At 69.3% G+C, this 21,150-nt stretch carries 16 protein-coding genes and 3 pseudogenes; 15 read left to right on the top strand and 4 right to left on the bottom strand.

Annotated features, from left to right (window positions below):
• Positions 1-16 precede the first annotated feature (16 nt).
• Together ACIRF9_RS48780 and ACIRF9_RS48775 are read left to right on the top strand one after the other, a co-directional pair.
• Positions 17-1,108 carry a hypothetical protein gene (locus tag ACIRF9_RS48780; protein ID WP_403836726.1) on the top strand — a complete coding sequence of 364 codons (1,092 nt, stop codon included), beginning with the start codon at positions 17-19 and terminating at the stop codon, positions 1,106-1,108.
• On the top strand, positions 1,105-3,318 hold the full coding sequence (locus tag ACIRF9_RS48775) for a peptidylprolyl isomerase (RefSeq protein WP_403836724.1): 2,214 nt from the start codon (positions 1,105-1,107) through the stop codon (positions 3,316-3,318). The genes ACIRF9_RS48780 and ACIRF9_RS48775 overlap by 4 nt, the downstream gene beginning before the upstream one ends.
• Positions 3,319-4,256: 938 nt before the next feature.
• Here ACIRF9_RS48775 and ACIRF9_RS48770 read toward each other — a convergent pair.
• Together ACIRF9_RS48770 and ACIRF9_RS48765 are read right to left on the bottom strand one after the other, a co-directional pair.
• Positions 4,257-4,871 (bottom strand): hypothetical protein, encoded by a 615-nt coding sequence (locus ACIRF9_RS48770; RefSeq protein ID WP_403836723.1) that lies wholly within the window; start codon positions 4,869-4,871, stop codon positions 4,257-4,259.
• A 136-nt stretch (positions 4,872-5,007) separates the two neighbouring features.
• On the bottom strand, positions 5,008-5,133 hold the full coding sequence (locus ACIRF9_RS48765) for a WYL domain-containing protein (protein ID WP_403836770.1): 126 nt from the start codon (positions 5,131-5,133) through the stop codon (positions 5,008-5,010).
• Positions 5,134-5,214: 81 nt separating this feature from the next.
• On the opposite strand from ACIRF9_RS48765, the pseudogene ACIRF9_RS48760 reads away from it, so the two are divergent.
• The 4 genes and pseudogenes from ACIRF9_RS48760 to ACIRF9_RS48745 all read left to right on the top strand — a co-directional run bounded on the left by ACIRF9_RS48760 (position 5,215) and on the right by ACIRF9_RS48745 (position 8,255).
• Positions 5,215-6,080, top strand: a pseudogene (locus ACIRF9_RS48760) (aldehyde dehydrogenase family protein).
• A 219-nt stretch (positions 6,081-6,299) separates the two neighbouring features.
• Positions 6,300-6,833, top strand: coding sequence for a 2,4'-dihydroxyacetophenone dioxygenase family protein (locus ACIRF9_RS48755; RefSeq protein WP_403836721.1), 534 nt, complete (start codon positions 6,300-6,302; stop codon positions 6,831-6,833).
• Between the two features lie 74 nt (positions 6,834-6,907).
• Entirely contained in the window at positions 6,908-7,879 is a 972-nt protein-coding gene (locus tag ACIRF9_RS48750; RefSeq protein ID WP_403836719.1) for a helix-turn-helix domain-containing protein, read from the top strand.
• Between the two features lie 103 nt (positions 7,880-7,982).
• A complete protein-coding gene (locus tag ACIRF9_RS48745; RefSeq protein WP_403836717.1) occupies positions 7,983-8,255 on the top strand; it encodes a LacI family DNA-binding transcriptional regulator in 273 nt (90 codons plus the stop codon).
• Here ACIRF9_RS48745 and ACIRF9_RS48740 read toward each other — a convergent pair.
• The gene (locus ACIRF9_RS48740; protein WP_403836715.1) at positions 8,165-10,591 is read right to left on the bottom strand and encodes a SpoIIE family protein phosphatase; all 2,427 of its coding nucleotides are present in this window, start codon (positions 10,589-10,591) and stop codon (positions 8,165-8,167) included. The two genes, ACIRF9_RS48745 and ACIRF9_RS48740, sit on opposite strands and share 91 nt — an antisense overlap.
• Positions 10,592-10,770: 179 nt before the next feature.
• Between ACIRF9_RS48740 and ACIRF9_RS48735 the strand changes: the two are divergent.
• The 5 genes and pseudogenes from ACIRF9_RS48735 to ACIRF9_RS48715 all read left to right on the top strand — a co-directional run.
• A pseudogene (locus ACIRF9_RS48735) lies at positions 10,771-11,249 on the top strand (LacI family transcriptional regulator); the annotation flags it as partial.
• Positions 11,250-11,718: 469 nt separating this feature from the next.
• On the top strand, positions 11,719-12,630 hold the full coding sequence (locus ACIRF9_RS48730; RefSeq protein WP_403836713.1) for an HAD family hydrolase: 912 nt from the start codon (positions 11,719-11,721) through the stop codon (positions 12,628-12,630).
• Between the two features lie 130 nt (positions 12,631-12,760).
• Positions 12,761-13,660 carry a hypothetical protein gene (locus ACIRF9_RS48725; protein ID WP_403836711.1) on the top strand — a complete coding sequence of 300 codons (900 nt, stop codon included), beginning with the start codon at positions 12,761-12,763 and terminating at the stop codon, positions 13,658-13,660.
• 473 nt (positions 13,661-14,133) lie between these two features.
• Entirely contained in the window at positions 14,134-14,787 is a 654-nt protein-coding gene (locus ACIRF9_RS48720) for a transposase (protein WP_403836709.1), read from the top strand.
• Positions 14,784-15,581, top strand: a complete 798-nt coding sequence (locus ACIRF9_RS48715) for a transposase (RefSeq protein ID WP_403836707.1) — start codon at positions 14,784-14,786, stop codon at positions 15,579-15,581. Before ACIRF9_RS48720 ends, ACIRF9_RS48715 begins: the two co-directional genes overlap by 4 nt.
• 113 nt (positions 15,582-15,694) lie before the next feature.
• Here ACIRF9_RS48715 and ACIRF9_RS48710 read toward each other — a convergent pair whose 3' ends face one another.
• Entirely contained in the window at positions 15,695-17,962 is a 2,268-nt protein-coding gene (locus ACIRF9_RS48710; protein ID WP_403836705.1) for a PQQ-binding-like beta-propeller repeat protein, read from the bottom strand.
• Between the two features lie 249 nt (positions 17,963-18,211).
• Between ACIRF9_RS48710 and ACIRF9_RS48705 the strand changes: the two are divergent.
• From ACIRF9_RS48705 to ACIRF9_RS48690, 4 genes and pseudogenes are all read left to right on the top strand, one after another.
• Positions 18,212-18,503: pseudogene (locus ACIRF9_RS48705) on the top strand (transposase); the annotation flags it as partial.
• Positions 18,504-18,529: 26 nt separating this feature from the next.
• Positions 18,530-18,883, top strand: a complete 354-nt coding sequence (locus ACIRF9_RS48700; protein WP_403836768.1) for a group II intron maturase-specific domain-containing protein — start codon at positions 18,530-18,532, stop codon at positions 18,881-18,883.
• Positions 18,884-18,965: 82 nt separating this feature from the next.
• Entirely contained in the window at positions 18,966-20,246 is a 1,281-nt protein-coding gene (locus ACIRF9_RS48695; RefSeq protein WP_403836703.1) for an IS701 family transposase, read from the top strand.
• 262 nt (positions 20,247-20,508) lie between these two features.
• On the top strand, positions 20,509-20,898 hold the full coding sequence (locus ACIRF9_RS48690) for a hypothetical protein (protein ID WP_403836701.1): 390 nt from the start codon (positions 20,509-20,511) through the stop codon (positions 20,896-20,898).
• Positions 20,899-21,150: the final 252 nt, after the last annotated feature.

Genomic DNA, 21,150 nt, shown 5'->3' with positions numbered 1-21,150 from the left:
CAAGGGAGGAGAGCGCATGACAGCAGCGGCATCGGCACGCGACAGAGTGCGCCTGGGCAGGAGCATCGCGTCCCGCCTGGCCGCGTCCACGGAGGCTCCCGCCGCGTTCGTCGCCGGGAGTTCGGTGGTCGGACTGGGCAGCGCCACCAGCGACATCGACGTCTATCTGGTCGGCTCCCCGGCGGAGGAGAAACGGCAGCAGATGTTCGCCGACACCATCCGTGTCGACGTACAGCATGTCCGGCTGGACACCCTGGAGTCGCTCGTCGACCGGGTCCTCGGCACGGACCTGCGCTCGGACCATGCGGGCCGGACACTGTCGGACCGTGAGATCGCGCTGACAGTCCGATTGTTCACGGGTGACATAGCGACCGACTCGGGCGCGCTGGCCGCGCTGCGCAAACGGCTCGACGAACACCCTCTGCGGCTGTCCCGGCTGGTCATGAACGCCTGGATACTCGCCGCGTTCTTCGCGGCCGAGGACTGTCTCGGACTCCAGCGTTCGGACGACCCGAACGACCTCGACGCGGCCGCGCTCGCCGGCCGGCGCGGTCTGGTCTGCGCGGGCAAGGCGCTGGCCGCAGCGGGTGGGGACCTCTACTTCGGCGAGAAATGGGTGTGGCGGCAGCTCGCTCGCAGCGGCCCCGACGGTTTTCCCTTCGCAGAGTTCCAACGGCTTCTGCGGGACGACCCCCTGGCCGTCGACCCGCAGGCCGGCTTGACCGCGCTGACGTCGTTCGCGCAGACCTGTCTGATCGCCACAGCCACCCTCGGCTGGCAGGGCGTCGAGGTCTCCCACTGGCCGGCCTGGCCGGCGGGGAGTGGTCCGCTGCGGAGGTCCCCGACGTTCTTCCCGCGCGCCTACGACGACACGGTGACACTGGTCGAGCCCGCCGGCCGGCACTTCCGCCTGACGCCCGACGTGGCGCTGGTCTGGGGCCTGAGCCACGGGCTTTCCGCCCAGACCGTCACGGAGCATGCGCTGAGTCTGTCGAAGGAGGCGCCGGCGTTCGCAGCGCTGACCGAGAAGCGGTGCCGGCGCATCACCACCGAGTTGCGGGAAGCGGGGCTGCTCACAGAGCAGGGCGGACAGTGGAGAGCGATGTGAAGTTCCGTCAGAAACGCAGCACCACCCTCGACCTCGCCCTCGCGCTGCAGCGCGAGCTGATCGGGCGCACCGGTTCCTGGGAGCCCAACTTCCTGCCCAGACCGGTCACCCCGCAGACGGACCTGTTCCGTGACGGACTGCGGTCATGGGCGAGGGTCGTCGGCTCCGGCCTCCCCGCGTTCCTGGCCGCCGCCCGCCGGCCGGAGGACCTCATCGCCTTCGTCGACGACGACCGCCTTCGCCCCGGCACGGAACTCCTCACCACCGCGCTGACCGCGGCGGCCCCGACCCTCGCCGAGGCGCTCCCCGCGTTCGAGGAGATCCGCAAGCAGGCGGCCGCGGAGATCAACGACTTCCTGGCGCCCGAGCGTTACCTGGCTCCCCTCTGCGCGGCGCTGGGCACGGCCGAGACCGAGCGGACGCTGGACCTCCACCTCGTGCCGCTCGCCCCGGCCCCGCCCGCCACGGGCTTCCTGATCGACGCCGGCAAGGTCACGGGCATCTACGTCGACTGCCGCCGCTTTCGCGGATCGACGCTCGCGGACGCCGTCCTGACCATGCTGGGCTGGGCACAGCTGAAATCGGGGGCCATCCCCGAGGGCCACCTGTCCACCGAGCTGGTCCGTCGCCTGCCCGGCAGCGCTCCCTACCAGCGTCGGCTACGCGTCATCCTCACCAAGATCCTCGTGGAGATGACCGCAGGTCATCTGGTCCGCGCGCTGGACCCCGCGCACCGCCCCTGCGCCGACGTGCTCGGCGCCAAGTGGCGCTACGCGCGGCTGTACTCCGTGGCCGAACGGCACTGGCCCCGCCACCTCGACGGCGACATCGACCGCGACGAAGCCCTGACGCTGATCGCCGCGGAACTTTCCGCCCACAGTCCGCGGTGGTTCGTCGACTCCGTCGACCCGTCCTCGCTTGCCGCGGACTTCTACCTCCTGGAGTGGCTGACCGCGGCGGGCGACCGCACGGCCAGATCACGGCTGTTCCGCTGGCTGCCCCACCTGTGTGCAGAACTGGCAGGACACCTGGACAACGTGATCGGCAACGAGCTCGGGCACTATGAACGAGCCAGGACCCAGCACTATCCGCGGGAACTGGCCGACTTCATCACGGAGATCAACCAGGGCGACAGCCGCGTCACATGGCAGCGGCTGCGCCGCGAGAGGGGCCACGGTCTGGCGCTGCGGCTCGCCACCGAGGCGTTCGCCGGTCCGGGCGTGGAGTTCGGCGGAGAGGCGTGGGCTCCGGTGGCTGCCATGATGCGGCGCTACGTCCAGCACGAGCTGCCCGACCGGGTCTTCGTCGATCAGTGCTTCACCTTGGAGCACAACAACGGCTCGCTCTTCGACAAGTACCACGACACGACGACCACGCGTGTGGTGCTGGACGCCCAGGCGGCGACCGATCTCGACACGCTGCTGACCCATGCCTCGGCCGAAGTCCGGGAGCTGTGGCAGGCACACCGCCTCGACTCGGTGGAGGGCCATCCGGTATGGCTCGGGGCACACCCGGCCTCCCCGGCCGAGATTCCCGTGGATTCGTCGGGATGGAACGCGATGGGCCTGCACACCAGCACGCCCGGTACGGTCGGATGCGGCGACCGCAGCGACCGGAACGCGTTCGACCCCCTGAGCGACCCGCTGCGCGACTCCCCGGTACGAGTCCGCCAGACACCCGCCCGTCGACCCTTCTCCTCCTCCTTGAGGACCTACCGATCCCTGGCCGCAGTCCTGCACACCGAACGTGGCGACATCCACCTCACCCTGCGCCCCGATGAGACTCCCTACACTGCGGACAACTTCGTGGGCCTGGCGACCGGGAGCCGTACCTGGAGCGACCCTTTGACGGGAGCCACCGGGGAGGGGGGTTTCTACGACGGCACGGTCTTCCACCGCCGAGTGCCCGGGTTTGTCGTCCAAGGCGGCGACCGGCTCGGCACCGGGCACGGCAGCGCCGGATACCGGATACCCGACGAAATCCATCCGGACCGGGGATTCGAGCGGCCTTTCCAACTTGCCATGGCGAATCTCGGCAGGGACAGCACCGGCTCGCAGTTCTTCATCACCCTTGCTTCGGCGCCCCATTTGAACGGGCAGTACACGATCTTCGGCGAGGTAGCGGACGACCCCTCCAAGGACGTGGTCAGCGGCATTGCCGTGTCACCGACGGCGGTCCGGCTCGACCGCGTGACGATCTTGGCAACCTGAAAGCCGGGCCCGCTGGTGGAGCGGGGCGGTAGACGGGTGGGTGGCTGTTGATGCGGGAAAGACCGCCGAGTCGAGGTGGTGGCGGGCGCAGGTGACGGCGACGTTGGCGAGGCGGGCGTCGGTGCCGTTGACCGGTTGAGGGATCGGGCGGCGTGGGGGTCGGGCTGCGACGCCGCCGCCCGCGCCGACTGCACTCTCGTCACCTCCCAGCTCAACACGCTGCTGATCGCAGCCCGCCTGCACTCCAGCTCCTCCAGCAGGAGAACAACCTAAGCATTCACGTCGGCTCATGCGGTTCTCGCCAGCCCGCCGTTCTGTGCCAGGTGTCGGCACTTTGTGCTGGTGGCGCAGGCTATGTCTCGTTCTGGCCCACGCCGCTTCCCCCAGCACCAAGGCGAAGACGAGCGCACGGCGCATGAGGAACTCGGCCGGTACGCCGCCGGTCTGGGCCTGGACCAGATCATTCTGGTGGGAGGGGAAGAGGCCGGATGGATGCTGGACGGGGTCACCAGCGCCGACGCGAAGCCTGTCCATCTCCCCGATCAGGAATCCGCCGTGGACCTGCTCCACAGGACACTCCGCTCCGGCGACGTCATTCCACCTCATCGTGGACTGCCGTGGTCTGCCTCTGTCGATCGGCGTCTACGCGGCGAACGTCCACGACAGCCAGGCCACAGCGCGCCTTGGAATAGATCATCTAGACCACCGCCGGGGGCAGGCGGGAACTGCCCGAGTCACCTCGCCGGCCGAAACCGCGCATTCTACGCACCAGTTACGGCAATGTGGCCCTATCTCGGGCCTTGATCCCTCGAACGGGACAGTACTCTCGCCCTCGTTCGGCAGGGCGCGTATCACCCGTATCACCAAGGAAAGGGTCCCGGCTGGTGGTTCTCCACCGGGGTGAGGCCACAGCCCACCCAGCATCTCGGGAGCACTGATCAGGCCGCCCGGCTCCAGTCCGTCCGCCCAGCCCCGTCCGGCAGTGAGTCGGCTGCGCGAGTGTCCGCTGTCCGGCGCACGTTCACCTTCCCCAGCGCCGTCACCGGAGAAAGAGTGACCGTGACCTGCATCCCCGGCTGCACGGTCGACCACGCGAGCTGCCCCTCTTCGGTCCGCTGTGCGACACGGGCGGTCCGGAGGACTTCCGCTTCCTCGGCCGGGAGATCCGGTCCCTCCCTTTCTCGGGACTGCCGGCGAAGCGGCTGCCCTTCGTGGCGATTGAGGCTGTCGACGAGCCCTACATCGATGGTCATCAGCATCGTGCAGAAGCAGGTCGACTCGCTGCGCGAGGCCCACGCCCAGCTCGTCAACGTCCGCACCGCGTACCTCAACCCACCTGAGGTGGCAGCATCAAGACCACGGCCATCACCGAACGTGCCATCGCCGAGGTGGAGACGTTCCGCACCAAGATGCGGGAACTCGGCTCGTGCACCCCGGCCGTGGAGAAGCTCGCCGACGAGTTGATCGTCCCCATCATGGTGTGCGAGAGGCTGGGCAATCAGCGCCTCCACGTCGAACAGGCCCCGCTCGGCCCGGATGAATACCTCACTCACCGGCTCGACAGCCGGCGGATCGTCACGCACAGCGGGTACGCGCCCGCTGGCGATGCCTCGCGAGACAAAGAGAGCCGGGATCGGGAGGGGAGCAGTTCCGCCGCGCGCCCGGTTGGCCGGACCTGCGTCACCAGGTCTACGTCCGCCACTGGCCCCGCGCCACATCCCGGGCGACGAAGTACCAGCGGCGCCAGGTGTGCACGAGACGGTACGGGTCGACGCCCCTGACGCTGGCCTTCTCCGCCCGGGTCGCGTACGTCAGGCGGTTGCGCTCGCCCCCGGCGGCACGCGGTGGCGAGTTCCAGCAGCATGCCGCGCGCGATCTGCGGCTGGTCGAGCCTGGGTGTGTGCACGGACGCGGAGTCCATCCCGGTCAGCCGGTCCGCGATCCGCGGCGGGAGGCCTGCCGCAGTTCAGCAGCTGGCACCGGCCGCGGCCGCGACCGCGACGCGCCTCGCGGAGATCGTCGCGAAGCACCTGTCCGACGGCCTGCGCACGGTCCTTCCCGGCATGGCCCGGGGTTGGAGCGGCCGTCGTGCACGCGGCGGACGTGGTCTCCTTCACCGGTTCCACCGCCAACGGCCGGACCGTCGTCGCCGATGCCGTGGCCGAGGGCTTGCCGGTCCAGGCCGAGATGGGCGGGCTCAGCGCCGCCGTGGGGCTGCCCGACGCCCACGTCGAACGGACCGCGGCGACGATCGCCGCCTCCACCATGGGATACGCCGAGCAGAAGTGCACCGCTACCGGCCGGGTGATCGTGGTCGAGGACGAGGACCGGTTTACCGACGCCCTCGCCGCGGCCGTCCGCTGTCTGGCGGTCGGGGTTCAGACGACCCGCGCACCGCCGTCGGCCCGGTCATCTTCCGGCAGGCGCGCGAGGCCTTGGCCGAGACCCTGGACCGGGCGCGCAAGGCCGGTGGGCAGGTGCTCACCGGCAGGGAGAGCGGCGATCCGGGCTGGCTGATCACACCGTCCGTCGTGACCGGACTGGGTCCGGACGCGCCGCTCAACCAGGAGGAGGTCTTCGGCCCTGTCCTGTCCATCCAGCACACTCCCGACCCGCACGCTGCGGTCGAGCTCCTGAAAGCCACCCGATACAGCCTGGTCACCGGCCTCTACACCGGCGATTTGAGGCCACGCGCTCCGGCTGTCCCCCGCTTCGACAGCGCCATGGTCAAGGTCAACGGCCCCACCACCGGAGCCGGCTGACACGCGTCCTTCGGCGGCGAAAAGGCCTCCGGGTACGATCCCGCCGAGCTGGGCGCGTCCGTACGGGACCTCTACTCGCGGCACCTGGCCGCGACCGGCCTGCCCTGAACGCGGCATGTCCCGAATAGGCAAGGCCCGCTGTCCGCCATGGGAAAGACCTGTCGCTGATCACCGGGGTTCACTTGCGGCCACCCATGCGCGTCAGACAGGGAGCCGATCATGCCCGAAGCCGCCGACGGCGAGTTCTGGAAGAACCTCAAGCCGATCACGAACTCCTTCAAGCCGGACGCCTTGCCCGAGGTCTACCTGTCCCAGGTGGCGACCGACGACGACAAGTACTACGTGCCGTTCACCGAGACCGTCGGCTCGCGCCCGCTGTGGATCAACGTCAAGGACAACTCGTGGGCCGACATCCTGCGCGCCAAGGAAGCGGGACTGGTCAACCGGCATTACCACCCGCACGAGGTGTTCGCGTACACGATCTCCGGGAAGTGGGGCTACCTGGAGCGGCCCTGGACCGCGAGCGCCGGTGACTTCGTCTATGAGGCGCCGGGCGAGGGGCATACCCTGGTCGCCTACGACAGCGACGAGCCGATGAAGGCGTTCTTCATCGTCAAGGGACCCCTGATCTGGCTGGACGAGAACGGCGAACCCGACGGCTACTTCGACGTCCACGACTACATCGAGATGTGCCGCACGCACTACGAAAAGGTCGGCATCGGGGCGGACTACGTCAACTCCCTCTTCCGCTGACACCTCTTCGCCGTCGGGGTGCCGCCCGGCTACGCTCGGATCTCTGACGAGCGCGGCGGGAAAGGAGACCCCTGGTGACCGTACCCCGCGTCTCCCACGTCGTCTCCCGGGTGTCGACGCGGTCCGTCGACCCCGTCGAGCGGATCGCCTTCTGGGAGGAGTACAACGGGCAGGCCCTGGTGGGCCTGACCTGCTCGTCGTACTCGCAGGACGGCCTGTTGGCCACCCAGACGAACTACCGGCTGGGTGGTCTGAGGCTCGCCGAGATCACCGGTAATGAGCACGTCATCCAACGCACCCGGCGCACCTGCGAGGACCTCCCGAAGGACTCGGTCTTCGTCAGCCTGCTCACCGCCGGCCAGGCGGTCTTCTTCCACGAGGGCGGCTGCCTCACCGTCCGGGCCGGCGACCTGGTCCTCTACGACACGCGCCGCTCGTACCTGTTCGGCTTCCCGACCAGCATGCGCCAGCTGCTGGTGGACATCCCCCGCGAGACCTTCGCCGAGCGGTGCGTCTCCGGGGACATCTCCGCGCCCCTGCTGTTCGGACGGGGCGGGGCGGCACGCGCGCTGGAGTCGGTGCTGGCCGACTGGGCCGCCGGGCGTGGGAGCGGGGCTCCCGTGCGGACGGAGGCGACGGTGCTCGACCTGGTCCGCACCCTGGCGGCCCCGCGCCTCGGCGACGATCCCGGCCGTCCCGCGCTGCCCTCCCGGCTGGCCATGGCCCGGGACCACATCGACCGGCACCTGTCCGACCCCGGCCTGAGCGCGGAGCGGGTCGCGGAGGCGCTCGGCGTCTCCCCCCGGCACCTCAGCCGTATTTTCCAGCACAGCGGTGTCACCCCCGCCCGCCATATCCTCGACCGGCGCCTGGCCAGGGCACGCGAGCAGCTCACCGACCCGGTCTCCCGCCACCTCACCATCGCCGCGATCGCCCACCACTGGGGCTTCGCCAGCCAGGCCCACTTCACGCGGGTCTTCCGCGACCACTTCGGCCACACACCCGGCGAGGTCCGCTCCGGTGCGATGGACGGGCTCACGGGCTGAGGTAGCCCCCCACCCGGCCTGGGCACCCTCTGGCCGACGATGCCGGCGTACGCCGCCGGCGCCTTGCGGTCCTGACTCCGACAAGGGCATTCATCCACACGATATGAGGGCGTCTGCGGTCACGATCAAGAATGTCGCGCTCCGCGCCGGAGTGACCCAGCAGACCGTGTCGAACATCGGCACCAAGTGTCCGGTGGTCAGCCCCGAGACCCGCGACCGCGTCGAGCGGGCCGTAGCCGCCCGCTCAAGAGGCCCTCTATCCGGCCGTTTGTTTCCGCCGGACGGTCAATCGGGCAGTGGCTGCTCGGCCCAGATGGTCTTGCCCCGTTCGCCGTACCGCGTCCCCCAGTTCTGGGTGAGCTGGGCGATGAGATAGAGGCCGCGGCCGCCCTCGTCCGTGTCCTGGGCGCGTCGCACATGGGGTGAGGTGCTGCTGCCGTCCGACACCTCGCAGATCAGGCTCTGGTCCCGGATCAGTCGTAGCGTGATCGGCTCGCCGCCGTAGCGCATCGCGTTCGTCACCAGCTCGCTGATGATCAGCTCGGTGGTGAAGGACTGCTCCTCCAGACCCCACAGGGCCATCTGCCGTGCCGCCAGGTCCCTCGCGTGCCCGACCATCCTGTCCTGCTTGTCGATCTCCCAGGTGACATGGGAGTCCGGGGGCAAGCCGGTCGTCCGTGCCACCAGGAGCGCCACGTCATCGCGGTGGTCCGGCGGGAGCAGGTCACGGATCAGGGTGTCGCACACTTCCTCCGGTGTGGCCGACGCGGGGCTGTTGGAGAGGATGTCGTGCATGCGGCGCAGGCCGGTGTCCAGGTCCTGGGTGCGCGACTCGAGCAGTCCGTCGGTGCAGAGGACCAGGAGGTCCCCGTCGCCCAGGGTGATCTCGTGCTCCTCGAACACGACACCGCCGAGGCCCAGCGGTGGGCCGCCGGGCAGGTCGACGAAGACGGCTGAGCCGTTCGCAGACACGACCGCCGGTGGCGGATGTCCGGCGCGCGCCAGCCGGCAGCGGCGCGACACCGGGTCGTAGACCGCGTACAGGCAGGTCGCTCCCGTCACCAGGGACCCTTCGTCACCGCGCTCGTCGAGAAAACGGTTCATCTGGTCGTCCAGATGGGTGAGGAGCTCGACGGGGGAGAGATCGAGATCCGCGAGGGTGCGTGCGGCGCCGCGCAGGCGGCCCATGGTCACGGCGGCCTGTAGATCGTGTCCGACCACGTCGCCCACCACGAGCGCCACCCGCGCGCCGGACAGGGGGATCACATCGAACCAGTCCCCGCCCAGCCCGGTGTGCTCGCTGGCCGGCAGATAGCGGGACGCCGTCCGCACGGTGGACGGCGACGGCAGCCGCTGGGGGAGCAGGCTGTGCCGGAGGGTGCGGGCCGTCGTTCGCTCCCGGTGGTAGCGGCTGGCGTTGTCGACGCACACCGCCGTGCGGGTCACGATCTGCTCGGCCAGCAGCACGTCGTCGGCTTCGAACCGGCGTGGATTGCGAGAGCGCATGAAGACGGCGGTGCCGAGGGCGACACCCCGGGCGAGCATGGGGACGAGAAGCCAGGAGTGGACGGCCGGGCCGCCTTCCGCAGGCGGGTCGTACATCACGACGTCCGGACAGGAGCTCAGCTGCTCGTCCATGAGGAGGACGGACTCGCCTTTCGCCAGGGCGTCGAGGAACAGGGAGCCGGGCGCCGTCGCCGCCGCGTCGAGGTCACCCACCGGCACCGTCCCGGCCCCGCCCGGTCCCGGCTCGTCGGCTGCCCCGACGCGGGCGGCCCGGCGGAGCAGCCGAACGCGCGGCTGCCCGTCGTTGGTGAGCTCCTCGTCGGAGAAGACGGAGTCCAGCAGGTCGACGTGGCACGTGTCGGCCAGCCGCGGCACCGCGACCTCGGCGAGTTCCCGGGCCGTCTGCCAGAGGTCGAGGGTGGTGCCGATCCGGGTGCCGGCCTCGTTCGCCAGGACCAGCCGTTCGCGCGAGCGGACCCGCTGGGTCACGTCGGAGACCACATGGGCCAGCGCGATCACCGTCCCGGACGGATCCTTGAGCGGCAAAAGAGACTCCGACCACACGTACTCGCGCGGCGAACCGGGCACGGCATGCCCGACGACCTCGGTGCCGATGAGGGCCTCGCCGGTCTCCAGCACCTGCCGCTGCCGGGCCTCCAGGGCATCGAAGTCCATCAGGCCGGGCGGGGCCATCTCACGCATCGTGTGCCCGGTGTACGAGGTGTCCCGGAACACCCCGGCGCGCCGCTCCGTGAGGTTCTGGGCGACGAACCGGAAGTCCGTGTCGAAGAGGTCGATGTGGAAGGGGGTCTCGGTGAACAGCGACTTCAGCAGAGCCCGCCCGAACTCGTACGTCCGGAACACCTCCGTGCGCACCGCCTGCACGAGCCACTGGCGCTCACCGGTCACCGAGGTGAGGGGGCGTACGCAGACCTCGGCCTCGACCGGCTCGCCGTCACGCCGCCGCAGCACCAGCACCCCACGGCGAAGACCCTCGTCCCAGCGCCGGAGGACGTCCGCCACGGCCGCCGGGTCATGGAGGAGCATGTCCGCGCGACGGCCGAGAACCTCGCGGCCCGGGTGGCCGAGCATCGCCTGGGCGCCAGGTCCCCAGGCCACCACTCGGCCCAGGGCATCCAGCAGCGTCTCCGCCTCACCCCCGGGATCAGGCAGCTCACCGACGCCGCGGAAGGTGATGTCGCGCATCCTCACCTCGTGCACTCCGTGCCGGACCAGGGGTGTGAGAGTTGTGCGGTGATTATGTAGTAGATCGTACCTACGGCGGTGGCGAGCGTCCTCGGACGTTCCGCCGAAGCAGGTCTCGCTGCGACAGACGCGAGGCCTCTCCGCGATCTCGATGGAAGGGCCGCTGAGGACCACGTAAGATCAAGCGGGTCATCGACGAGCTGGGCTACCGCCAGTACGCGAGCGCACGGGCCCTGGCCACGGCCGCACCAGACCCTCGGCCTGATCTTCCCGCCGGCTGGCAACCACCGTACCGGTATGCAGCTGGACTCCATGGGAAGTGTGGTGGAGACCGCGGCGGCCTTCGGCTGGGACAACGCCGAACTCGCGGCGGCCTGCGTCCACCATCTGGCGGACTTCTGCCATCGCCGGACCGCCTTCGTCAACCGTCCCGAGCAGCCGCTGCGGCGGGCCGGAAGCGAGTCCGTGCAGCGCGGCCTGGGCGACTTTGCCAAGGCCGCGGTCGAGCCCGGGCTGACGGTACGCACGTAGGAGATCCTGCACGACGACCCGCTCTCGGCGGCCCCTACCGCGGGCTCGCCCAGGCGGGCCGCCATGTGCCGCGCGAGTTCTCCGTCACCGGGTGGTCGCGGGCCGCTGTGCGGAGACGGTGACCCCATAGCTCACCGCCCCGGCACCTCTCCTCGCCCCGCCGGTCTGTCGTCCCCGTCATCGCACATCACTTCACCGGAGACCGAACCGCTCCATGATGCGGTTCGCCGTAGCCGCCACTCTCACCCCGTGCCGCGGCACCCACGTGCCCAGACAAAGGAAAAAGCCAGTAGAAGGTCCGCTATTTCCGCCACGGAAGAGACCTGTTGGCCGCACCAGGGATTTACCGGCAGCCAACCACCCGAACCTCAAGCCACTCACGCACTCGTTCAAGTCGGCCGCTCTGCCCGAGGTCTGTTTGTCTCAGGTGGCGACGAGGATCCGTCTGTTGCAGATCACCGACATCGACCCGGCGGCCCAGACGGTCCGGCTCGGCAAACGCCCCCGCCTCGTCTCGCTGGACCCCGCCTCCTGGACCGTGCTGCAACGCTTGCCTGGCCCACCGCGCGGCATGGCCGACGGCCAACCCGCACGTCATGGTTGCCAAAGGAACGAAGGCCGGGCGACGCCCGGCCTCAACTGCCCATCTCTCCCACGCTCTTGACCACTGCGGACACCTGCCCCGGACGATCCGCAGCACCCGCCTCCTCGACCTGGTGAACACCAAGGACCCCAAGCTCGTCGGAGCCGCCTTCGGCATGGCCCCGCAGACCACCCTGATCTACCTCGCCGACCACGCCGACCCTGGACGGGAAACCCACCTGCCCGAGATCACCGCCCGTGATCTACTGCCAATCATGCCGTTGCTGATGCTGGACCTCGACAACACCCTGGTCGACCGCGACGCAGCCTTCCACGACGCCGTCACCGCATTCCTCACAGAGCACCGCCTGCCCGACACGGACCTGACGTGGGTGATGACTGTCGACGCCAGCGGCTATACCGCCCGCCACAAGGTCGCCGCGGCCATGACCGACCGATACCGGAACAACGTGCCCGCCACGGCCATCCATGCCCTGCTTGACCGTGGCGCCGCCGATCGCGTTGTGCTGACCGACTCCTCCCGCGCAGCCCTGGACAAGGCCCAGGCAGACGGCTGGACCTGCGTGATCGTCACCAACGGCCGCACAGCCCAGCAGGAAGCCAAGATCCGCCGTACCGGACTCGACCAGCTCGTCCAGGGCTGGGTGATCTCCGAGGAGGCCGGCCGCAAGAAGCCCGAACCGGAGATCTTCCACGCTGCCGCGGATACCGTCGGAGTGCCCCTCACCGGCGCCTGGGTCATCGGTGATTCCCCGCATGCCGACATCGCCGGCGCCATCGCGCTCGGGCTTCGAAGCATCTGGGTGTCGAACGGGCAGCCATGGGCCCAGGACTCCTATCAGCCCACCCATGTCGCCGAGGACATCGCCACCGCGATCGACTACGTCATCAGCGCGGCGAGATAAGACACGACCAACCCTCTTCGTCCCCGACAGAGCCAAGCTCAGATTGTGGTGATGACGTGGCGTACGTGCTTGGCAGCAGTGTCTGGCCGATGCGGCACGTGGCCGCTCTCCACGCCGATAGAGTGAACTGGTGGACATCCTGGCGCTCGACGCGCTGAAGGGGGTCGTGTCCGCTGCGGTGGCAGGCAGCCCGCAGGAACGCTTTGCGGCCGGACTGTGTCTGGTGTCTTTCGCTGCGATGAGCGGAGGTGGCCTGCTCTGGCTGATGAGAAGGCGTGGCGCCGAGGCGCAGATGCGGGACTGGCTCGTGCAGTTGTGGGACACCGTCCCACACAGGTCGCAGCCGGTTGAACCGGATCTGCTGCAGGGCACACGCGGCCCGGTAACCATCGCCGGTCGTACCACGGCGGGTCCGGCCGGGACGTTGGCTGCTCCGCTGTCGGGCTCCGCATGCGTCTGGTACCGGGTTCGCGTTACCCGCGACGACGAGGAAGGATCGAACAGCGGTATCCGCCACAAGGTTGTCTACGAGGACCGCTGCGACCCCGATCTGGTGGCGGTCGCGGTCGCGGACGCCACCTCGGTCGCGCTGGACCCGGGACTGTGCGCCCGCAGCCTGGTTCCGGGCCGGGAACACGACCTGGTCGAACGCATCATCGAGGAGTGCACGCCGCGGCCCCCGGGCAGGCACCCCCTGACCCCCGGCCCGCACCTGGCGAGCCTGCGCGACACCGGCCGGGTCGACAACGCCGCAATCAAGCGCATGTCGAACACCCTAAGCTTCACCGTCACTGAGGATGTCGTCCGGCCCGACACCGACGTTCTGGTCATCGGGGGCGCCACTGCAGTCGGAAGGACGCTTGCGCTGACCGCCCGTGAAGGGCACCGCGACGGCGTAACCGCAATGACCCCCGTGCAGATCACCGGCCACATCGCCGCACGCCGCCGCCGGCAGAAGTGGCTGGCATTCGCGCTCACCGCCGCAACGTTGTTGTTCTGCACGTTCGGGATGCTTCTGCTGTCCCGGTAACGTTCTGGATCCGCTTCCGACAGGGGCACCGCCCGACCAGCCCCAGGTCGGGCGACACGGACTACGGCACCAGTGGGAGGTTGGCTTGGCGCACGGCGTTGTTGGACGACCGTGTCCCGTCGTATCGCCCTGTATGTCGCCGCGAGTGCCGTCGACCTTGCACGGCACCTGGCATGTTGCTGTCCTTGCCCCGGCCGAGGACCACCACCCGGGACACCAAGGCGGTGGACTTCACCGTCGGCTGATCGGCAGTGGCGCGAGCCGGCTTTGACTGCGCAGATCGCGCGGGCGAGTAATCCGGGCGGTACGACGGCGATGTGGGTGCGTGACCGCCTCGACGGCCTGTGGCGGGACGAGGACTTCGCCGACTGGTGCCCGCGCGACGGGCGTCCGGCGCTCTCGCCCGCGCAGCTGGCCACCGTCAGCGTGCTGCAGTTCTTGTCGGGCCTTTCCGACCGTGATGCCGCTGAGGCGTGCGCTGCCGCATCGACTTCAAGTACGCGCTCGGCCTCGATCTCGACGACCCCGGCTTCCACCACAGCGTGCTGTCCGACTTCCGGGACCGCCTGCTGCTGGAAGGCCGTGCTGACCGCCTGCTTGATCTCGCGTTGGCCCGGTTGAAGGAGGCCGGACTTGTCCGCGAGCGCACCACCCAGCGCACCGACTCCACCCACATCCTGGCCGCCGTGCGCGACCTGACCCGCCTCGAGTTGCTCACCGAGGCCATGCGTGCGGCCCTCGAGGAACTGGCCCGCGCAGCCGACCACGCGCTGGACGGCCTGGTCGATGAGGGCTGGGGCCGCCGCTATGGCCGGCCGGTGCGCCTGGGCAAGAACCCCGCCCGGCCCAAGACCCGGATGAACACCACGGGAGAAGATGCCCGCCGCCTGCTCGAACACCTGAGCCGGAACCATCCCGGCCTGCTCGGCGGCCCCAGGCCCAGGTTTTACGGCAGGTCCTGGTGCAGAACTACTACTGGGACCCTGCGGCCCGCCTGCGCTGGCGCGACGATGACGACAGCGGCCTGCCGCCCTCGGCCAGCCGGATCGTCTCGCGCTACGACCCGGCGGCCCGCTACGCACGCCGCGGGCAGGTCACCCGCTGGACTGGATTCCTCGCGCATGTGACCGAGACCTGCTCCGGCGACGGCCCGAACGTGATCACGGATGTGGCCACCATGCCGGCCACCAGCGCCGACACGGAGGTTCTGCCCAGCATCCATAACCGGCTGGCACACCGGGGCCTGCGGCCCGATCAGCACCTGGTCGACGGCGGCTACACCTCCCTGCCTCACCTGGAACAGGCCGAGCGCGAACACCGGATCACCCTCGTCGGACCGCTGCCGGCCAACTCCACCCGCCAGCACCGCCGGGGCGAGGGCTTCGCCCGCGACGACTTCCGCATCGACTTCGACCGCCGGGAGGTCACCTGCCCGCAGGGCCAGACCAGCGCCGGCCGGCACGGCCCCTACCCGACCTCCTCGCCGACCGCCGCCCCGCTAATCGTGGCCTTCACCAAGAGCCAGTGCCAGCCCTGCCCGGTCCGAGCGAAGTGCACCACCTCCCGCGATTCCGCGCGCACCGTGGGCTTCCCCCCACGCGAGCTGCTCGAACTCCAACTACGCAACCGCGCCGAGCAGCAAGAACCGGATTGGCACAAGCGCTACGCGGTCCGGTCGGGCATCGAGGGCACCATCTGCGAGTTCGCCCACGGCCACGGCCACGGCATGCGCCGCTGCCGCTCCCGCGGGCAGGCCAAAGCCCACCTGCAGCACGTCCTCACCGCCCTCGCCGTCAACATCGAACGCCTCAGTCGACAGTCTTGGGATGGACCAGCACCCCCGCGGCCGCCGACAGCCTTCCAGGACTATCTCGACCAGCACGGCGTCCCACGCCTGCGCTCCTGGCGAGCGGCCAGCTGACACCCGCAGCCACCAAGATCCCCGACAGAGTCAAGCTCACCATCAATCGGTCTGTGGCCGGTCCTGGCGTGCGGACAGGCCGCCGCATGGAATCCGTGCCGTGGCGTCTGCTGTCACGTCCGCACCGCGTACAGGTTGCCGTCGGTGCTGCCGAAATAGACCACCCCGTCGGCCACGGCTGGGGACGAGTACACGCGGCCGCTGGTGGCAAAGGCCCAGCGTTTCTTACCGGTTGCGGCATCCACCGCATACAGGTTGCCGTCCTTGCTGCCGACGTAGACCACGCCGTCGGCCACGGCTGGGGACGAGGTCGCGGCGCTGGCGTCATACGTGACGGCGCCCAGGTCAAAGGTCCAGCGTTTCTTACCGGTTGCGGTGTCCACCGCATACAGCTTGCCGTCGTTGCCGCTGCTGCTGCTGAAGTAGACCACGCCGTCGGCCACGGCCGGGGACGAGTACACGTTGGCGGCAAAGGTCCAGCGTTTCCTACCAGTTGTGGCATCCACCGCATACAGCCCACCGGCGTTGCCGCTGCTGCCGACGTAGACCACCCCGTCGGCCACGGCCGGGGAAGAGTCCACGACGCCGCCGATGGCAAAGGTCCAGCGTTTCCTACCGGTTGTGGCGTCCACCGCGTACAGGTCGTCGTAGCCGTTGGCGATGTAGACCACGCCGTCGGTCGCGGCCGGGGACGCATAGAGGACGGCGGCAAAGGTCCAGCGTTCCTTGCCGGTTGTGGCGTCCACCGCGTACAGCTCACCGGCATTGTCGCTGCTGATGCCGACGACGTAGACCACCCCGTCGGCCACGGTTGGGGATACATATATGGTGCGGCTGGTGGCAAAGGTCCAGCGTTCCTTACCGCTTGTGGCGTCCACCGCGTACAGGTTGCCGTCGGTGCTGCCGACGACGTAGACCACGCCGTCGGCCACGGCTGGGGACAAGTCCACGACGCCGTTGGTGGCAAAGATCCAGCGTTCCTTACCGGTTGCCGTGTCCACTGCGTACAGCTTGTCGTCGTTGCCGACGACGTAGACCACGTCGTCGGCCACGGCTGGCGACGAGTACACGGCGTCGCCGGTGGGGAACTTCCAAGGTGGTTCGGGGCCGTTGTCGGCGAGGATCTTCCAGGAGGTGAGGCCGGCTCCGGCGGTGAGGATGCCTGCCAGGCCGAGCAGGGCGCGCCGGGATATCGGGCCCCGGGGGTTGGGGGAAGGTTCGTGCAGCAGGGGTACGAGGTCCAGCTGTCCTGCGGTCGGGAGGGTACTGGCGGGGGTGGGGCGCGGTGGGGTTGGGGGGATGGGGTGGTGTTGTTCCGCGGTGCGGGGTGGCTGGGCCGGCGGGGGTGGGGGTGCTGCGGACGGGATGGCCGCCGGGGGAGCGGGGTCGGGTCCGGGTATCGCGGGCGGCGGGGTGGACGGTGTCGGTGTCGTACCGGGCGGTGTGGGTGGGGTCCGGGGCAGGGAGGTGGTGGTGTGTGCCTGGACGAGCCGGGCGACCTGGTCGGGCATCCAGCCGGGTTCGCTGAGCAGCAAGGTGGCGGCCGTCTCCCCGCCCCCGTCCTCCGGGCCGTCTGCGGGGGTCAGCCGGTCGAGCAGATGGGCGATGGTGGGGCGCCGGTCGGGGTCTTTGGCCAGGCAGGCGGCCACGATCTCGCGCAGCTCGGGCGGCAGGGGGGCGAGGTCGGGAGGTTCGTGGACGGCGCGGTAGTGCAGGGCGTGGGGGGTGCCGGTGCCGAACGGGCCGACACCGGTGGCGGTGTAGGCCAGCACGGTGCCGAGGGCGAAGACGTCGCTGGCCGGTCCGACCGGGTGGCCGGTGAGCTGCTCGGGGGACATGAAGCCGGGGGTGCCGATCGTCATGCCGGTGTGGGTCAGCGCGCTGGCCTCGCTCGCCACCGAGATGCCGAAGTCGATCACTCTCGGGCCGTCGGCGGCGAGGAGTACGTTGGAGGGTTTCAGGTCGCGGTGGACGATACCGACCGCGTGGATGGCCTCCAGCGCCTCGGCCAGCCCGGCGCCCAGCGCCAGCACCGGCCGGGCCGGCCACGGCCCCTGCCCGGCGATGGCCTCCCCCAGGGAGACGCCGGGCACGTAGACGGTGGCCAGCCAGGGAGGGGAGCCGTCCGGGTCGGCGTCGACCACCCCGGCGGTGAAGGACCCGTTGACCCGCCGGGCCGCGGCCACCTCACGGGCGAAACGGCGCCGGAAGTCACCCTCCCGGGCCAGATCGGGGCGCACCGTCTTCACCGCGACCGGCCGCCCACCGGGCGAGCGCGCCAGATACACCTGCCCCATGCCACCGGCGCCGAGCCGCGCCACGATCCGGTAGCGCCCCACCCGCCGCGGGTCTGTCAGCTCCAGGGCCTCGAACACCGCCACCCCATGCCTCCCTCTTGAACCTGCCCGTGAGTCCAACTCCACTCAACTACACCAAGAGTTAAGGTAGTTCACGCATTCCAGCACACGGCCGATGTCCTCAAGGCTGTCGATGACAGCATGGGCGCCTGCCGCCGCGAGTTCATGTACCTGCCCAAGTCCTGGACCACCGATGGGTGTGGGACTGTAACTGCCTCCAACAAAAGCGGTGTGATCATGTGACTGTCGGCTTGATCGCTCGTTGGTGTGAGCATGGGGGAGCGTCAGTCGCGGCCATGGATCGTGTCGGACGAACTGTGGTCGCTCATCGAGCCGTTGCTGCCGGAGCCGCCGCCGAAGCAGGTCGAGGGACGGCCACGAGTGCCCGATCGGCAGGCCCTGTGCGGCATCCTGTTGGTGTTGCACACCGGCATCCAGTGGGAGTACCTGCCTCAGGAGCTGGGCTTCGGCTCGGGTATGACCTGCTGGCGCCGCCTTGCGGCCTGGAACGGGGCCGGCGTGTGGGACCAGCTGCACCAGCTGCTGCTGGACAGGCTGCGGGCGAGGAACCAGCGGGACTGGTCGCGGGCCGTGATCAGCAACGACGCCCTGAACAAAATCAGTAGACGGGTGAAGTCCTGGCGATTACACCTGCATACCGAGGTCTCCGAAACGGACCTCGCCCGGCTGATCAATCCGGTCGTGCGGGGTTGGATGCAGTATTACGGCGTCTTCTACCGGTCGGCGTTGCATCCCTTCCTGGGGCGCATCAATGCCTACCTGATGCGCTGGATTCGCAAGAAGGACAAGCGGCTGCGGGGCCGAAAGAAGGCACAGGAAGCATGGAACCGGACCGTCATCCAGCGGCCCAGGTTCTTTGCCCACTGGGTCTGGGTATCCACGGTTTCCCGTCGTCTGGTGATCAGGGCAGCAAGAGCCGTATAACGAGAGATCGTTACGTGCGGTTCTGTGAGTAGGACTCCGTTAGGTCTTCCTGTTGGGCCTGTTCGGGAGCATGTTGGGTTGGGTGGATGCACATGAAGTGAATCGTGTTCGGGCGAAGTTGGCGTTGTTCGTGGCGGATGTGTTCGCCTCGGTGCCTCGGAAGGACCAGCGGGCCAAGGGCGACTGCTATCTGCGCGGACTGATGCTGGACGGCCGCCGCAAGTCCATCCAGGCCATGGCCTCGCGATTACCGGACGGCAACGAGCAGAACCTGCAGCAGTTCGTGAACCAGTCCACGTGGGATCCGGTGCCGGTGCAACGGCGGATCGTCGAACGGATGCTGCCGTTGATCGGTCCGACGGCTTGGGTGATCGACGATGTGTCGGTGCCCAAGGACGGCCGGATGTCGGCCGGGGTGGCCCCGCAGTACTGCGGGGCCCTGGGAAAGAGGGCCAACTGCCAGGTCGCGGTCAGCCTCCATGCTGCCACCGACACCGCCTCCTGCCCGCTGCAATGGCGCCTGTTCCTGCCCGAGGAGTGGGCGTCGGACACCGTTCGCCGGGGCCTCGCCCGGATCCCTGCGGGCGTCACGCACCGCGAGAAGTGGCGCCTGGCCCTGGACATGCTCGACACGCTCGCCGGCTGGGGCATGAGGCCGCCGGTCGTGGTGGCCGACGCCGCCTACGGCACCAACGCACACCTGCGGACCGCCCTGTCCGAGCGCGGACTCGCCTACGTCTTGGCCGTCCGCTCGGACGTGAGCGCCCACTCCTTCGACACGAAGCCTGTGGCCCCGGCCCGCAAGGGGCCGGTCGGCTGCTGGCCCCAGCCCCGCTACCGGCAAACCGCACCGTCCGTGGCAGCCCTGGCCGCCGCCCTCGGGCCAGAGGCATTCACCCCGCTCACCTGGCGACACGGTACGCGAGGGGAGTTACGCTCCCGCTTCGCCGCCGTGCGCGTGCGCCCGGCCGGCAAAGCTGTCGAGCGCCCGATCAAAGCCGCGGCCTCGGCCGGACAGGGCTGGTGGGACGGGATCCTGCCCGACTGCTGGCTGCTGGTCGAATGGCCGGCCGACGCCGAGGCGCCGACCGATTACTGGCTGTCCAACCTGCCGGCCGACACCCCCATCGCCGACCTGGTCCGTCTGGCCAAGGTCCGCTGGCGCATCGAGCACGACTACCGCGAACTCAAGCACGGCCTGGGCCTGGACCACTTCGAAGGCCGCTCATGGCCGGGCTGGCACCACCACGTCACCCTCGTGACCGCCGCCCACGCCTTCCTCACCGAACAGCGCCTGGCCCCAAAAGTCCCCGGGCCGGCCTCACCCTCTACCAGGTCCTCGACACCCTCCAGGACGTCCTGAGGTGCTGGACCGGCATCTGCACCACCTGCCACCAACCCCTGCCCAGCGGGTCACACCCAAGACCAAGATCGAGACAGACCTAACGGAGTCCTATGAGGGCCGAGGGCTGCAATGCCCTCGGCTACTCGACATCAGCTTGGTTTGGTTGTTCACACCTTCGGTGCCACCGTTGTGGTGCGGCAGGGTGAGGGCGGCGTCGACTGCGGCGCGGTCCTTCTCGTTCCCGCAGGCACCCCTCGAACCACACCACCAGGAGGAACCAGTGTCATACCCGCACCTGCTCACCCCCGAGGAGAAGCTCGCCGACGCGAAGAAGCTGTTGAGCCTCCCGCGTATCGTCGTGATGTGCGGCTCCACCCGCTTCATGACCGAGATGAACGAGGCCGATCTGCGGGAGAGCAAAGCCGGAAAGATTGTCGTCAAACCCGGCTGTGACATGAAGTCGCCGCACGAACTCTGGTCCGATCCTGTCGAGGCCGAGGCGCTGAAGGTTCGACTCGACGATCTGCACCGGGCGAAGATCCGGCTCGCCGATGAGGTGCTTGTAGTCGGCGACTACATTGGAGACAGCACCCGAGCCGAAATCGCCTACGCCCGGTCGCTGGGCAAGCCCGTGCGGTTCACGCACCCCGAAGTCGACCCTGGCGCCTGACCGCCCGCTGCCACCTCGACAACCAGGGTCGGCAGCCCGCCGCCTGACCGTCTCGCGGTGGCTTCGGGTGCCGCCCACCCCACACCCTCCGCGGGCACCCTTGGGAATTGATCACCTTGTGCCCACAACGGCACCAACTGGGCCTCTTGCAGGGTCTGTTACCGGTAGTTCGTTAAATCCGGCTGTAGAGGTCAATGCCGTGTCCGGTGGTGACCGCGTCGATCAGGGCCTGGAGCTCGGAAGGTGGGTCCT

Source organism: Streptomyces sp. NPDC096132, assembly GCF_044763345.1.
In the GTDB taxonomy this organism is placed as follows: Bacteria; Actinomycetota; Actinomycetes; order Streptomycetales; family Streptomycetaceae; genus Streptomyces.
Note: the sequence above shows the minus strand (reverse complement) of the source record. Positions and strands in the feature narration are given on the sequence as shown.

Bases quoted from the DNA above. Each gene is read 5' to 3' on its own strand.
- ACIRF9_RS48780 (WP_403836726.1), top strand. From the start codon at position 17: ATGACAGCAGCGGCATCGGCACGCGACAGAGTGCGCCTGGGCAGGAGC.
- ACIRF9_RS48755 (WP_403836721.1), top strand. From the start codon at position 6,300: ATGCCCGAAGCCGCCGACGGCGAGTTCTGGAAGAACCTCAAGCCGATC.
- ACIRF9_RS48745 (WP_403836717.1), top strand. From the start codon at position 7,983: ATGAGGGCGTCTGCGGTCACGATCAAGAATGTCGCGCTCCGCGCCGGA.
- ACIRF9_RS48740 (WP_403836715.1), bottom strand. From the start codon at position 10,591: ATGCGCGACATCACCTTCCGCGGCGTCGGTGAGCTGCCTGATCCCGGG.
- ACIRF9_RS48730 (WP_403836713.1), top strand. From the start codon at position 11,719: ATGGTTGCCAAAGGAACGAAGGCCGGGCGACGCCCGGCCTCAACTGCC.